At 60.6% G+C, this 13,656-nt stretch carries 13 protein-coding genes; 9 read left to right on the top strand and 4 right to left on the bottom strand.

All coding sequences use genetic code 11. From position 1 onward, the window contains the following. Positions 1-62: 62 nt before the first annotated feature. On the bottom strand, positions 63-2,447 hold the full coding sequence (locus HKK52_RS24705; protein WP_169372939.1) for a hybrid sensor histidine kinase/response regulator: 2,385 nt from the start codon (positions 2,445-2,447) through the stop codon (positions 63-65). A gap of 424 nt (positions 2,448-2,871) precedes the next feature. On the opposite strand from HKK52_RS24705, the gene HKK52_RS24700 reads away from it, so the two are divergent. The 4 genes from HKK52_RS24700 (at position 2,872) to HKK52_RS24685 (ending at position 6,403) form a co-directional block, all read left to right on the top strand. Beyond that, the gene (locus HKK52_RS24700; RefSeq protein WP_054052463.1) at positions 2,872-3,669 is read left to right on the top strand and encodes a hydroxymethylpyrimidine/phosphomethylpyrimidine kinase; all 798 of its coding nucleotides are present in this window, start codon (positions 2,872-2,874) and stop codon (positions 3,667-3,669) included. Between the two features lie 32 nt (positions 3,670-3,701). Further along, complete coding sequence (gene thiE / locus HKK52_RS24695) at positions 3,702-4,325, top strand: thiamine phosphate synthase (protein ID WP_169372938.1); 624 nt, start codon at positions 3,702-3,704, stop codon at positions 4,323-4,325. A 15-nt stretch (positions 4,326-4,340) separates the two neighbouring features. After that, on the top strand, positions 4,341-5,624 hold the full coding sequence (gene hemL, locus HKK52_RS24690; protein ID WP_149660871.1) for a glutamate-1-semialdehyde 2,1-aminomutase: 1,284 nt from the start codon (positions 4,341-4,343) through the stop codon (positions 5,622-5,624). Between the two features lie 224 nt (positions 5,625-5,848). Further along, positions 5,849-6,403 (top strand): tetratricopeptide repeat protein, encoded by a 555-nt coding sequence (locus HKK52_RS24685; protein ID WP_123596755.1) that lies wholly within the window; start codon positions 5,849-5,851, stop codon positions 6,401-6,403. 122 nt (positions 6,404-6,525) lie between these two features. Here the strand turns inward: HKK52_RS24685 and HKK52_RS24680 are convergent, their stop codons facing one another. After that, positions 6,526-6,855 (bottom strand): DUF1820 family protein, encoded by a 330-nt coding sequence (locus tag HKK52_RS24680; protein WP_007894425.1) that lies wholly within the window; start codon positions 6,853-6,855, stop codon positions 6,526-6,528. Positions 6,856-6,989: 134 nt separating this feature from the next. Between HKK52_RS24680 and miaB the strand changes: the two genes are divergently transcribed. The 5 genes from miaB to lnt all read left to right on the top strand — a co-directional run bounded on the left by miaB (position 6,990) and on the right by lnt (position 12,398). Further along, positions 6,990-8,318 carry a tRNA (N6-isopentenyl adenosine(37)-C2)-methylthiotransferase MiaB gene (gene miaB, locus HKK52_RS24675; RefSeq protein ID WP_169372937.1) on the top strand — a complete coding sequence of 443 codons (1,329 nt, stop codon included), beginning with the start codon at positions 6,990-6,992 and terminating at the stop codon, positions 8,316-8,318. A gap of 205 nt (positions 8,319-8,523) precedes the next feature. Further along, the gene (locus tag HKK52_RS24670; protein WP_169372936.1) at positions 8,524-9,528 is read left to right on the top strand and encodes a PhoH family protein; all 1,005 of its coding nucleotides are present in this window, start codon (positions 8,524-8,526) and stop codon (positions 9,526-9,528) included. After that, positions 9,521-10,015 (top strand): rRNA maturation RNase YbeY, encoded by a 495-nt coding sequence (gene ybeY / locus HKK52_RS24665; protein WP_169372935.1) that lies wholly within the window; start codon positions 9,521-9,523, stop codon positions 10,013-10,015. The genes HKK52_RS24670 and ybeY overlap by 8 nt, the downstream gene beginning before the upstream one ends. A gap of 5 nt (positions 10,016-10,020) precedes the next feature. Further along, positions 10,021-10,860, top strand: a complete 840-nt coding sequence (locus HKK52_RS24660; RefSeq protein WP_169372934.1) for an HlyC/CorC family transporter — start codon at positions 10,021-10,023, stop codon at positions 10,858-10,860. Between the two features lie 14 nt (positions 10,861-10,874). Beyond that, the gene (gene lnt, locus HKK52_RS24655) at positions 10,875-12,398 is read left to right on the top strand and encodes an apolipoprotein N-acyltransferase (RefSeq protein WP_169372933.1); all 1,524 of its coding nucleotides are present in this window, start codon (positions 10,875-10,877) and stop codon (positions 12,396-12,398) included. A gap of 49 nt (positions 12,399-12,447) precedes the next feature. Here the strand turns inward: lnt and HKK52_RS24650 are convergent, their stop codons facing one another. Then, on the bottom strand, positions 12,448-13,209 hold the full coding sequence (locus HKK52_RS24650) for a YdcF family protein (protein WP_169372932.1): 762 nt from the start codon (positions 13,207-13,209) through the stop codon (positions 12,448-12,450). Positions 13,210-13,314: 105 nt separating this feature from the next. Further along, entirely contained in the window at positions 13,315-13,635 is a 321-nt protein-coding gene (locus HKK52_RS24645) for a hypothetical protein (RefSeq protein WP_133837591.1), read from the bottom strand. Between the last annotated feature and the right edge of the window lie 21 nt (positions 13,636-13,656).

Raw genomic sequence — 13,656 nt, 5'->3', positions numbered from 1 at the left:
CTTTGGTCAGCCAGAGGTTCAGTTAAGCACCGCCCTATGGCTGAACAAAGTGTCATACCCGCCTAAATATCGGCGCTTTCACCTTGTTTCGGACAAAGTACCCGACGATAGAGCGCTGCCTGCAGATCCTCGAATTTCACCGGTTTGCTCAGGTAATCAATCAGCGCGCCGGTCGGGCAGCCTTCCCGATCAACGCTCAGGGCCACCATGAACACCGGCATTTGCGCACACCCGGGCAAGCCACGGATCTGGCAGCAGAGGGACGCGCCGTCCTGAGCCGGCAACTGACAATCGAGCACCACCGCATCGAAGGTTTCGCGCTGCAAATGATCGAGCGCGGCCGCGCCGCTGTCGGCGGATCGCACCCGGAACCCGAGTTTGAGCAACATCCCGCGCATCACTAGTTGATTGATGCTGTTGTCATCCACCAACAGCACCGTGCAGTCCTGCGGCAGCCGCAGACGCGGGGTCTCACGGGTCATCAAGGGCGCTGGCGCACGCTCGACCACCGGCAATTCGACCTCGATATCGAGCTGGAAGCGACTGCCACGTCCCGGTTCGGAGCGATGGGTCAGGCGTCCGCCGAGCAATTCGACCAGTTGCCGACAGATGGCCAGGCCAACTCCCAGGCCACCGTATTCTCGGGTCATCGAGCCGTCGAGCTGGAAGAAACGCTGATACATCGTCGCCTCCCCCAAATCGGTGAAACCAATGCCGGTGTCGATCACCGCAAAGGACAGCGCCAACCGCCCCTCTTCCAGCGTCTGGCCGGTCACTCGCAACGCAACACCGCCGACGCGAGTGAACTTGATCGCGTTATCCAGCAGGCATTCCAGGCATTGCAGCAGTTTGTTGCGGTCGCCAAGCAGGCGATCGGGCAGCCCCGGCGTGACCTCGACCTTGAGGTCCAGCGCCTTGCCCGACGCATTGCCTTCGAACTGCGTGCGCAAGGCCTCGACCACGCCACGCAAGCTGAAGGCTTCCGGGTAGGCCTTGAGCTTGCCGGCCTGCAACTCGGTGAGAGTAAGGATGCCGTTGACCATGCGCATCATGTCCCGCGCCGAACCGGCGGCGGTTTGCTGGTATTGCTCCAGCTCCGGGTCCATCTCGACGGTCTGCATCAATTCCAGCGAACCGATCACCCCGTTCATCGGCGTGCGCAATTCGTGGGTCAGGGTCGCGAGGAATTCGTCCTTGAGCTTGTTACTGCGGGCGAGTTGCTGGTTGAGCACTTCCAGCTTCTGCCCGGCATCGAACAGGGTTTGTGCTTGCTGCTCACGCATGGCATTGATGCGATCGGCCAGGGCCAGGGACAGCAGCGCCACTTCGATGGCCGAACCGATCTGGCTGGCGTACATGGTCAGGAACACGTTCGGCAGATAGCCCAGCACCATCAGGGTATTGACGACGCCGCCGAGCAAAAACGCCGACCAGGCGATGATGAAATAACGCGCCACCCGCAGACCGCGGGCCCAGGCGAAGATCCCGGCGGCGAAAATCACCACGGTAAAGAGCAGCGCCAACGTCGTTGCCAGGCGCAGGGCCAGGGCGTAACTGGTCATCAGCGACAAGCCGACCACCACCGCGCCAAACGCAATCAGCGCCAACAGCACGCGATCGAGCCAGCGACTGTGTTGCGCGGTTTGCAGGAAGCTGCGGGCGAACTGGCTGCCGAACAGCCCGGCGCACCCGATGAAGAACGGCGTCGCGGCGTTGGCCCACCAAGGGTTGTCCGGCCAGAAATACTCCACCGCCGCGCCATTCACCGACAGCTGATACAAGCCGAACGAGGCGATATAGAAGATGTAATAGAGGTAACTGGTGTCGCGCACGCTGAGGAAAATGAACAGGTTGTAGACCACCATCCCCAGCAACACGCCGTAGATCAGGCCCAACACATACAGGCGCACCGGTTGTTCTTCGAGGTACGCGGTGCTCGACCACAACGTGACGGGCGCCTGGATCGAGCCTTCGCTTTGCAGGCGCAGGAATACGGTTTGCGCCTGTTCAGGTTTGAAATCCAGGTTGAATAGGTAGTTGTTCTGGCGGATCTCGCGGCTGGCGAACGGCAGGGCGTCACCGGTGCGGCGCGTCAACTGGTAGTCGCCACTAGCATCGGGCAGGTACAGATCAAGGTGATCAAGGGGCGGATAGGCCAGTTCCAGCAACCAGGTCCGTTGCGCGTCCGGGTTGCTCGGACGGTACTGCAGGTCGATTTTCAGCCAAAACACCGAACGCGAATAACCGGCGTTGAGTGTGGCTTTATCGTGGGTATTGAAGTTGCCGGCGGCGGCTTGCGCACGGACATCGGCGATGGTCGCCTGACCGCCCGCGTCCTCGTACACCTGCATGGTTCGACCCAGGGGAAGGCTCTGGGTGAATTCGTCAAATTCAACGGCGCTCGCCAGGAGGGGCAAGCACAACAGCAACATCAGCAAATAGCGCATTTAAGCCCCAGCGTGGCCTGTCCGGTCCTGTCAGGAAGCCCCCCATTCCTTTTGAGTAGACGTAAAACCGGTATTACCTGTTATTGGTTTGGATCCACTCTAGCATAGCCGTTGATGGCCATTGAGCACCATTGAAATTTTTCCTACAAGGGCTCTAGAACGGGCGTTCCAGCGCAGCGTATTGAGATAGAGCTGTTGGCCCGTAGCAGCTGCCGAGGTACGAGGCTGCGTTCGGCTGCGAAGCAGTCGTGAAATCAGGCGATGCGGTGTATCAGGAAGACCGCGTGCTCAGGCTTGAGGACTGCTTCGCAGCCGAACGCAGCCTCGTGCCTCGGCAGCTGCTACATGAGCCGAACTCGGGCTTCGGCGTTTGCGACAGGGGGCGTCATGACTCGCTGGTCGACTGGTGGTAAGCTCGCGCACCATGAATATCTACAGCTCTCGCCCCGTTGTCCTCTGTCTCTCCGGCCACGACCCAAGTGGTGGCGCCGGCCTGCAGGCAGATATCGAAGCCCTGCTCGCCCAGGGCTGTCATGCGGCCCCGGCCGTCACTGCGCTGACCGTGCAAGACACGGTCAACGTCACTGACTTCCGCGTCCTCGACCGTGAGTGGGTGTTGGCCCAGGCCAACGCCGTGCTCAACGACTCCGAAGTTGCGGCGGTGAAACTGGGCATGCTCGGTTCCCTGGAGATGGTCGACACCGTGGTCGAACTGCTCTCGGCGCACCCGCATTTGCCGGTAGTCTGCGACCCGGTGCTGCGCGCCGGTGGCGGCGGACGCCTGGGCAAGGATGAAGTCGGCTACGCCATGCGCGAACGCCTGCTGCCGCTGTCCATCATTGCCACCCCCAACCTTCCCGAAGCGCGCATCCTCGCCGAACTGCCCGACGGCACCGCAGACGAGTGCGCGGAAAAACTCCTGCCGTTCGTCAAACACCTGCTGATCACCGGCGGCCATGGCGATGAACACGAAATCCACAATCGCCTGTACAGCCGCGACGGTCGCCGCGAAACCTTCACCTGCCAGCGTTTGCCCGGCAGCTATCACGGTTCCGGCTGCACCCTGGCCAGCGCCTTGGCCGGTCGTCTGGCCCAGGGTGAAAACCTCGCCAGTGCCGTGCAGACCGCGCTTAACTACACGTGGCGCACCCTGCGTGATGCCGAGCAACTGGGCAAAGGCCAGTTCGTGCCGCGCCGCCTGCCGCTGGATTTCTGTTCCTGACTTTTGATGCGTAAAGCGCCGAGGCTTGTCCGATGAAACTACGTGGCCTGTACGCCATTACCGATAGCCAGTTGCTGGCCGGTAAATTTCTTTCGTACGTGGAGGCGGCGCTCGAAGGCGGCGTCGTCCTGCTGCAATACCGCGACAAGAGCAGCGACGAGGCCCGGCGCTTGCGCGAGGCCGAAGCCCTGCGGGATTTGTGTGATCGCTACAAGACTCAACTGATCATCAATGACGACGCCGAACTGGCCGCGCGCCTGAACGTCGGCGTGCACCTGGGCCAGACCGACGGCCCGCTGACCCCGGCCCGCGCCTTGCTCGGTCGCCAGGCCATCATCGGCTCGACTTGCCATGCGCAACTCGAACTCGCCGAGCAAGCGGCCAAGGAAGGCGCCAGCTATGTCGCGTTCGGGCGATTCTTCAACTCCAACACCAAACCCGGGGCCCCCACCTGCAGCCTCGACTTGCTCGACCAGGCCCGCAGCAAACTGCACCTGCCGATCTGCGCGATTGGTGGCATCACCCTGGACAACGCTGCGCCGCTGGTAGCCCACGGGGTCGATCTGCTGGCCGTTGTGCATGGCCTGTTTGGCGCCGAGAGCACGGCTGAAGTGACCCGCCGCGCCCGCGCCTTCAATGAATTATTAAAAGTCTGATTAGAGAGCCCGATCATGTCTCGTTCCGAAACCCTGTTTGCCGATGCCCAGAAACACATTCCCGGAGGCGTGAACTCGCCGGTCCGCGCGTTCAAGAGCGTTGGCGGCACACCGCTGTTCTTCAAACACGCTGAAGGCGCCTACGTCACCGACGAAGACGACAAGCGTTATGTGGATTACGTCGGTTCCTGGGGCCCGATGATCCTCGGCCACAGCCACCCGGACGTGCTCGACGCGGTGCGTAAACAGTTGGAACACGGCCTGTCCTACGGCGCCCCGACCGCGATGGAAACCGAGATGGCCGATCTGGTCTGCTCGATCGTGCCGTCGATGGAAATGGTGCGCATGGTCAGTTCCGGCACCGAAGCGACCATGAGCGCGATTCGCCTGGCCCGTGGCTTCACCGGCCGCGACGCGATCATCAAGTTCGAAGGCTGCTACCACGGTCACTCCGACAGCCTGCTGGTCAAGGCCGGCTCCGGTTTGCTGACTCAGGGCGTACCGAGTTCGGCGGGTGTCCCTGCCGACTTCGCCAAACACACCCTGACCCTGCCGTTCAACGACATCGACGCCGTGGAAGTCATGCTCGCCGAAGTTGGCCAGACCGTGGCGTGCATCATCGTCGAGCCGGTGGCCGGCAACATGAACTGCGTACCACCGGCACCGGGTTTCCTCGAAGGCCTGCGGACCCTGTGCGACAAGCACGGCGTGGTGCTGATCTTCGACGAAGTGATGACCGGTTTCCGTGTGGCACTTGGCGGTGCCCAGGCGCACTTCGGCGTAACCCCGGATTTGAGCACTTTCGGCAAAATCATTGGTGGCGGCATGCCGGTCGGCTGCTTCGGCGGCAAGCGGGAAATCATGTCGCACATCGCGCCGCTGGGTCCGGTGTATCAGGCGGGCACCTTGTCGGGTAACCCGCTGGCCATGGCCGCTGGCCTGACCACCCTGCGCCTGATCAGCCGTCCGGGCTTCCACGCCGAACTGAGCGACTACACCAGCCGCCTGCTCGATGGCCTGCAACAACGCGCCGATGCCGCGGGCATTCCTTTCGTGACCACCCAGGCGGGCGGCATGTTTGGTCTGTACTTCAGTGGCGCCGACGACATCGTGACCTTTGATGACGTGATGTCGAGCGACGCCAACCTGTTCAAGCGCTTCTTCCACTTGATGCTGGAAGGCGGCGTGTACCTGGCGCCGAGTGCCTTCGAAGCCGGTTTCACCTCGATCGCCCACGGCGAAACCGAGTTGAAACTGACGCTGGATGCTGCCGAACGCGCATTCGCCGCACTGAAATAACGCTGTGCCGCTGACGTTGGCGATTGCCAGCGTCAGCTTTTACCTACATTCCTGCGTCTTTTCCTACCCTTGTGCCAATAATCTCCTGCAAAGTGGGCGATATATTCCCCGCGCAGCAGAAAAACGAGTAAAGACTTTGTAAGGTTGGCCCTGCTTATTTCATAATGCGCGCTTATTGGATCCCTCGATGGGTCCGCGCGCCCTTCAGAGGTAAGTCGATTCCCATGAACCGCACCGGCCGCACCCTTGCATTGGGCTGCCTGTTGCTCCTTCAGCCCCTGCTCGCGCACGCACAAGCAGGCGGCAACTCGTTGTTGATCCCAGCGATGGGTCGCTGCACCCTCAATACTCAGCCGCAAGACCTGACGCAAGCGCTGGCCGCCTGCCAGAAAGCGTCGGATGAAGGGGATGCGCAAGCACAATACGAGTTGGGTGAGTTCTACTACGACGGCAAAAACACGCCGCGCGACCTCGATAAAGCGCTTAAATTCTTCGAAAAGGCCTCGCTGCAAGGCCACGCCCAGGCGCAATTCAAACTCGGCACCATGTTCTTCCACGGCGAAGGCGTGCCGGCCAATAACGTTCAGGCGTATATCGTGCTGAAAATGGCCGCGGTCAACGGCGCAGAAGATGCGTTGGACACCGCCGACGAAGTCGCCGAGAAAATGCCCCGCGAAGATCTGGAAGTCGCTACCCAGGTGCTGGGGCAAATCTTCCGTAAATATTTGATGGAATTGCAAAGCGCGGATGGGCGTACGCCTTTCTCGCCACTGCCTTAAATCTTCTTCGCCTCTTCTGACGCTTTCGCGGGCAAGCCTCGCCCCTACAGGTTTGATGTACGCCGTGAAAACGACGCGTATCTGTAGGAGCGAGGCTTGCCCGCGAAGGGAGCGACGCGGTCTTACTTCTCAGGCATCGGCATCGGAAACGGCATCACATTGCCGACCGCGCCACGGGCTTCGCTGATTTTCGGCGTACCCAGGCGTTCGACTTCGTCGATGCGCACGATCGAATGCATCGGCACAAAACTGCGCACCACGCCCTCGAACTGAGCCTTGAGTTTCTCTTCGCTCGGATCGACGACCACTTGCGTGCGCTCGCCAAAGACGAACTCTTCCACTTCCAGGAAGCCCCACAGATCACTTTGATAGATCTGCTTGGCATACATTTCGTACACCTGGCCCTGGTTGAGGAAAATCACCTTGTAGATTGGGGCTTCACGTTTGGTCATGGTGGGCGGGCAACACATTGGGGATAAAAATGAGGGCGCGAACTATAGCATAGCCACTGGACGCACAACGGTAGGAACCTTGGGACATGTTCCCTATAATGCGCGGTTCTTTGAATCACGTGATGACTCTGTCCATGGCCAAGAAGCTTTACATCGAAACCCACGGTTGCCAGATGAACGAGTACGACAGCTCGCGCATGGTCGATCTGCTGGGTGAACACCAGGCCCTGGAAGTCACCGCTCGCGCTGAAGATGCCGACGTGATCCTGCTCAACACCTGCTCGATCCGCGAACGCGCCCAGGACCGGGTGTATTCCCAACTCGGTCGCTGGCGTGAACTGAAACTCGCCAATCCGGACATGGTGATCGCCGTCGGCGGTTGCGTGGCCAGTCAGGAAGGCGCCGCCATCCGCGATCGCGCGCCGTACGTGGACGTGGTGTTCGGCCCGCAGACCCTGCACCGCCTGCCGGAAATGATCGACGCCGCCCGCGCCACCAAGCTGCCGCAAGTGGACGTCTCGTTCCCGGAAATCGAAAAATTCGACCACTTGCCCGAGCCGCGCATCGATGGCCCGAGCGCCTATGTGTCGGTGATGGAGGGCTGCAGCAAGTACTGCACGTTCTGCGTGGTGCCCTATACCCGCGGTGAAGAAGTCAGCCGCCCGTTCGACGACGTGATTGCCGAGATCATTCACCTGGCCGAAAACGGCGTGCGCGAAGTGACCTTACTGGGGCAGAACGTCAACGGTTATCGCGGCACTACTCACGATGGGCGCCTGGCAGATCTGGCTGAGCTGATCCGCGTCGTGGCCGCCGTCGATGGCATCGACCGGATTCGCTACACCACGTCGCACCCGCTGGAGTTCTCGGACAGCCTGATCCAGGCGCACGCCGATGTGCCGGAACTGGTGAAACACCTGCATTTGCCGGTGCAATCAGGCTCCGACCGCATTCTGTCAGCGATGAAGCGCAACCACACCGCGCTGGAATACAAATCCAAACTGCGCAAGCTGCGGGCCGCCGTGCCGGGGATCTGCATCAGTTCCGACTTTATCGTCGGCTTCCCGGGCGAGACCGAAAAAGACTTCGAACAGACCATGAAGCTGATCGAAGATGTCGGTTTCGACTTCTCCTACTCGTTCGTTTATAGCCAGCGCCCGGGCACTCCGGCTGCCGACCTGGCGGACGAGACGCCGGAAGCGCTGAAAAAAGAACGCCTGAACGCCCTGCAACATCGCCTGAACCAGCAAGGTTTCGAGATCAGCCGACAAATGGTCGGCTCGATCCAGCGGATCCTGGTGACCGATTATTCGAAAAAAGACCCCGGCGAGTTGCAAGGCCGGACCGAGAATAACCGGATCGTCAACTTCCGCTGCGACAATCCAACCCTGATTGGCCAGTTCGCCGACGTGCACATTGATGCCGCACAGCCGCACTCGCTGCGGGGCTCGCTGATCCAATAACCCCGCACAAACTGTAGGAGCAAAGCTTGCTCGCGAAGGCGTCATCACAGACAACTTATAGGTTGAATGTCAGTCCGCCTTCGCGGGCAAGCCTCGCTCCTACAAGGGGGGTGTCAGCCTTGGGTTATTTAAGAGCTTTCGCACCCAGCCCACTGGCGTTATCCTTGATTTCATCTTAATTGCCCCAGGGCGGCTAAATACGACCTTGAACGCACCCATCGAACCACATCGTTTTATCCTCGAGCCCTTTGAGGCTCGCCGCTTCGCCAATCTGTGCGGGCAATTCGACGAGCATCTGCGCTTGATCGAACAGCGCCTGACCATCGAGATCCGCAATCGCGGAAACCAGTTCGAGCTGATCGGCGAACCCAAGCACACCACTTCCGCGGAAAACCTGATCCGCCGCCTGTACCGGGAAACCAAAGGTACGGAGCTGTCGCCGGATACGGTTCACCTGTTCCTGCAGGAATCGGCTGTCGAAGAATTGGACAACGTCTCCCCCGCCGAACCTTCCGTCGCCCTGCGCACCAAAAAAGGCATGATTCGCCCTCGCGGCTTGAATCAGTTGCGCTACGTGAAGGAAATCCTCGGTAACGACATCAATTTCGGCATCGGCCCGGCCGGTACCGGCAAGACCTATCTGGCCGTTGCCTGCGCGGTAGACGCGCTGGAACGCGAGCAGATTCGCCGCATCCTGCTGGTGCGCCCGGCGGTCGAGGCCGGTGAAAAGCTCGGTTTCCTGCCCGGCGACTTGTCGCAGAAAATCGACCCGTACCTGCGCCCGCTGTACGACGCGCTCTACGAGATGCTCGGCTTCGAATACGTGGCCAAGCTCATCGAGCGCCAGGTCATCGAAGTCGCACCGCTGGCCTATATGCGCGGTCGCACGCTGAACAACAGTTTCATCATCCTCGACGAAAGCCAGAACACCACCGTCGAGCAGATGAAGATGTTCCTGACCCGCATCGGCTTCGGCTCCACGGCGGTCATTACCGGTGACATCACCCAGGTCGACCTGCCGAAAGGCACCAAATCCGGGCTGCACCATGTGATCGAAGTATTGAAAGACGTGCCGGGCATCAGCTTCACTCATTTCATGCCCAAGGACGTCGTGCGCCATCCATTGGTGCAACGCATTGTCGAAGCCTACGAGCGCTTCGAGAATCGCGTCGCCGAAGAAGCGCCAAAGGACAAACGCCACGATGCTTGAGCTTGATCTGCAACTGGCCACCGAAGCGCCTGTTCCCAGCGAAGCCGAGTTCCGCCAATGGTGCGAGCTGGCCTTGCGCCAGCGCACTGCCGACTCCGAAATGACCATCCGCCTGGTCGATGAGGAAGAAGCCCGCGAACTCAACTTCACCTGGCGGCAGAAAGACTATGCCACCAATGTTTTGTCGTTCCCGGCCGACGTACCCGACGAGTTTCTCGACATTCCCCTGCTGGGCGATCTGGTGATCTGCGTGGCGGTGGTCGAGCGCGAAGCCGCGGAACAAGGCAAGGAACCAAAGGCCCATTGGGCGCATCTGGTCATTCACGGCTGCTTGCATCTGCTTGGTTACGACCATATAGATGACGAGGAAGCCGAGGAAATGGAAGCACTGGAACAAACGTTGCTTGCCGAGTTGGGCTATCCCGACCCTTACGCGGACGACGAAACAGACACATCCCCTATCGTTACAACAAAGGATTCAGAGTAATCGCTATGAGCGAAGATCGATCGAGCAACGGGCAGAAGTCATGGCTGGGTAAGCTCACCCAGGCTTTTGCCCACGAGCCGAAGAACCGCCAGGAGCTGCTGGAGCTGCTGCGCGACGCACACCAAAACAAACTGCTGGACAGCGAAGCGCTGGCCATCGTCGAAGGCGCCATCCAGGTTGCGGACCTGCAAGTACGGGACATCATGGTCCCGCGCTCGCAGATGATCAGCATCAAGGCGACCCAGACACCTCGCGAGTTCCTGCCCGCCGTGGTCGACTCGGCCCACTCCCGCTACCCGGTGATCGGCGAAAGCCACGATGACGTGATGGGCGTGTTGCTGGCCAAGGACTTGCTGCCGTTGATCCTCAAGGAGAACGGCGACAGCTTCAACATCAAGGACCTGCTGCGCCCGGCCACTTTTGTGCCGGAGTCCAAGCGCCTGAATGTGCTGCTGCGTGAGTTCCGCGCCAACCATAACCACATGGCCATCGTCATCGACGAATACGGCGGTGTGGCGGGCCTGGTGACCATCGAAGACGTGCTGGAACAAATCGTCGGCGACATCGAAGACGAGCATGACGTCGAAGAAGACAGCTACATCAAGCCACTGCCCAGCGGTGACTTCCTGATCAAGGCGCTGACGCCGATCGAGAACTTCAACGAGTTCTTCGACAGCACATTCTCCGACGACGAGTTCGACACGGTGGGTGGCCTGGTGATGAGCGCGTTCGGGCACTTGCCAAAACGTAACGAAATCACTGAAATCGGCCCTTATCGCTTCCGCATCCTGAACGCCGACAGCCGTCGGATTCACCTGCTGCGCCTGACACCTATCGCCCGGTAATTCTAAGGATTGAAATGCATCGTCTGACCCGCCCCGGCTGGCCCGGTAACCTGCTGGCCGTGGTGGCCGGTGCAATCACCACCCTGGCGTTGGCGCCGTTCGATATCTGGCCGCTGGCATTGCTGGCGGTCGGTTTCTTCTATGCCGGCTTGCGTGAACTGACCCCGCGTCAGGCCCTGGGCCGTGGCTGGTGTTTCGGTTTCGGCCTGTTTGGCGCTGGCACCAGCTGGATCTACTACAGCATCCACCACTTCGGCGGCGCTTCAGTGCTGCTGGCCGGTTTCCTGATGCTGATTTTCACCGCGGCGATTGCCTGGTTCTTCGCCCTGCCGGCCTGGATCTGGGCGCGCTGGTTGCGCCGTAACGAAGCACCGCTGGCCGATGCCTTGGCGTTTGCGGCGTTGTGGGTCGGCCAGGAAGCGTTTCGTGGCTGGTTCCTCACCGGTTTCCCGTGGCTCTATTCCGGTTACAGCCAGCTCGACGGCCCGTTGGCCGGGCTCGCGCCGGTCGGTGGGATGTGGCTGATTTCCTTTACCCTGGCGCTGACGGCAGCGCTGATCTGGAACGCTCCACGTCTGGTTCGCACGAAGCGCAAAGGCTTCATTGCGGCGGGCGTGGTGTTGCTGGCCGGGCCATGGGTCGCGGGCCTGTTGCTCAAGGAGCACGCGTGGACCACCCCGGCCGGTCCGCCCCTGAGCGTCGCCGCCATTCAAGGCAACATCGAACAAAGCATGAAATGGGACCCGGCGCAGCTCAACTCGCAACTGGCGCTGTACCGCGACATGAGCCTCAGTTCCAAGCGCGTCGACCTGCTGATCTGGCCGGAAACCGCTGTCCCGGTGCTAAAGGAGTCCGCCGAGGGCTACCTGACCATGATGGGAAACTTCGCCGCCGAGCGTAAGACTGCGCTGATTACCGGCGTACCGATTCGCCAGGAAGTCCGGCACGAGCGACGCTTCTTCAATGGCATCACCGTGGTCGGTGAAGGCGACGGCACGTACCTCAAGCAAAAACTGGTGCCGTTCGGTGAATACGTGCCATTGCAGGACATATTGCGTGGAATGATCGCGTTCTTTGACCTGCCGATGTCGGACTTTGCCCGCGGGCCCGCCGATCAGGCGATGCTGCAAGCCAAGGGTTATCAGATCGCGCCGTTCATTTGCTATGAAGTGGTCTACCCGGAGTTTGCCGCCGGCCTCGCCGCCCGTAGCGACCTGTTGCTGACGATTAGTAACGACACCTGGTTCGGCACCTCTATCGGTCCGCTGCAACATTTGCAGATGGCGCAGATGCGCGCGCTGGAGGCCGGCCGCTGGATGATCCGCGCCACCAACAATGGCGTGACCGGTTTGATCAACCCGTTCGGGCAGATCACGACCCAGCTTCCGCAGTTCGAACGCGGGATTCTGTATGGCGAGGTGGTGCCGATGCACAACCTGACGCCGTACCTGGAATGGCGTTCGTGGCCGTTGATTATTCTGTGTGTGTTGTTGTTTGGCTGGGCACTGGTGGCTAGCCGTATGGCCAAGACCGTTTAATCGCGGCGCTGAATGATCGTTCCCACGCTCTGCGTGGGAACGATCATCTTCAGCGATAGAACATTGAATACCCGACCTGCCCCACCGCCTCATTCAACAACTGCCCGCTCTGCCAGATCGATTTGAATTCCGGCATCCAGCCGCCCAGCGGCCGGGCATTGTCCACGCCCAGGAACCCCACCGGCGCGGGTACCACTTCAAATCCAGCCTGCTTGAAACTCCAGACCGCCCGCGGCATGTGCCAGGCCTGAGTCACCACCACCACGCGCTTGATCCCTTGCGGCAGCAACACCTCGGCACTGAACTGCGCATTTTCCCAGGTCGTGCGGCTACGTCCTTCCTGCCAACGCACGGTCACGCCGAAATCGTCGAGCAGCGAATCCGCCATCAATTTGGCTTCGGTGGGCGGTGTGCCGTAATGCAAGCCGCCGCTGGTGAGGATCGGCAGGCCCGAGGCCTTGGCCAGTCGCGCGGCATAACGCTGACGCTCCAGGCCGACGCCGGTCGGCTGATCGGCGCCCCAGGCGAGGTCGCCCCGCTCACGCCCGGAACCCAACACCACGATCGCATCGGCACGCTGTCCCAGGGTCGCCCACCCATCCAGGGCCAGCGCCGGCTCCCGCTCCAGAGCCTTGGCGCTCCATTGCACCACCACCGGCAGGCTCATCAGCCAGAACCCGCCCAGACCCAAAGCAAAGCACAACCCGGCCAATCGCGGCCGTGAGCGGCGCAACCACCAGGCAAGCGCCAGCAGCAGCAAAAGAATGCCGGGAGGCAATAGAAGTTGTTTTACGAAATAACGAAAAGGCATCGAGCATCTCCAGAGATGCCCGAAGCCTAAGTGGGTTGACGCGATGCGACAACTAATGCGGAAGGGCTATGCTGAAAAAACCATGCGTCATGGCTTCAAGTGCCCTTACTTGAATTGCAGGGACCGGACCTTTACCGCGTCCCTGCCGGGTGTTTTGTCCTTGAGCCAGATGATCTTGGCCGAACGTGGTGCGTCGAGTTGCTTCACTGCTTCAGACAAGCATCCCTGTGTTTCACGTTCGCTGCGATCCAGATACGCCTTGACCAATGCAAACTCTGCGGGGCTCAGGCCACGCAACTCCAGCTCCAGGGGACGTTCATCACGCAACCGACCGGCGGTTTTTGCCGCGTCGAGGGCCATCCCCAGACGATCGATCAGTCGCTCATACAGCTCCGGTTTTGTAACTTTACGTTGTGACTCAACCATCCCTCACCTCATTGAAGATAA

Origin of the sequence: Pseudomonas sp. ADAK2, from assembly GCF_012935755.1 — a bacterium.
In the GTDB taxonomy this organism is placed as follows: domain Bacteria; phylum Pseudomonadota; class Gammaproteobacteria; order Pseudomonadales; family Pseudomonadaceae; genus Aquipseudomonas.
This window is presented reverse-complemented; position numbering and strand designations above follow the sequence as displayed.

Coding starts and splice junctions, on each gene's coding strand:
- ybeY (WP_169372935.1), top strand. CDS start 9,521: ATGCTTGAGCTTGATCTGCAACTGGCCACCGAAGCGCCTGTTCCCAGC.
- HKK52_RS24645 (WP_133837591.1), bottom strand. CDS start 13,635: ATGGTTGAGTCACAACGTAAAGTTACAAAACCGGAGCTGTATGAGCGA.
- HKK52_RS24700 (WP_054052463.1), top strand. CDS start 2,872: ATGAATATCTACAGCTCTCGCCCCGTTGTCCTCTGTCTCTCCGGCCAC.
- miaB (WP_169372937.1), top strand. CDS start 6,990: ATGGCCAAGAAGCTTTACATCGAAACCCACGGTTGCCAGATGAACGAG.
- HKK52_RS24650 (WP_169372932.1), bottom strand. CDS start 13,209: ATGCCTTTTCGTTATTTCGTAAAACAACTTCTATTGCCTCCCGGCATT.
- HKK52_RS24685 (WP_123596755.1), top strand. CDS start 5,849: ATGAACCGCACCGGCCGCACCCTTGCATTGGGCTGCCTGTTGCTCCTT.
- HKK52_RS24680 (WP_007894425.1), bottom strand. CDS start 6,855: ATGACCAAACGTGAAGCCCCAATCTACAAGGTGATTTTCCTCAACCAG.
- lnt (WP_169372933.1), top strand. CDS start 10,875: ATGCATCGTCTGACCCGCCCCGGCTGGCCCGGTAACCTGCTGGCCGTG.
- HKK52_RS24660 (WP_169372934.1), top strand. CDS start 10,021: ATGAGCGAAGATCGATCGAGCAACGGGCAGAAGTCATGGCTGGGTAAG.
- thiE (WP_169372938.1), top strand. CDS start 3,702: ATGAAACTACGTGGCCTGTACGCCATTACCGATAGCCAGTTGCTGGCC.
- hemL (WP_149660871.1), top strand. CDS start 4,341: ATGTCTCGTTCCGAAACCCTGTTTGCCGATGCCCAGAAACACATTCCC.
- HKK52_RS24705 (WP_169372939.1), bottom strand. CDS start 2,447: ATGCGCTATTTGCTGATGTTGCTGTTGTGCTTGCCCCTCCTGGCGAGC.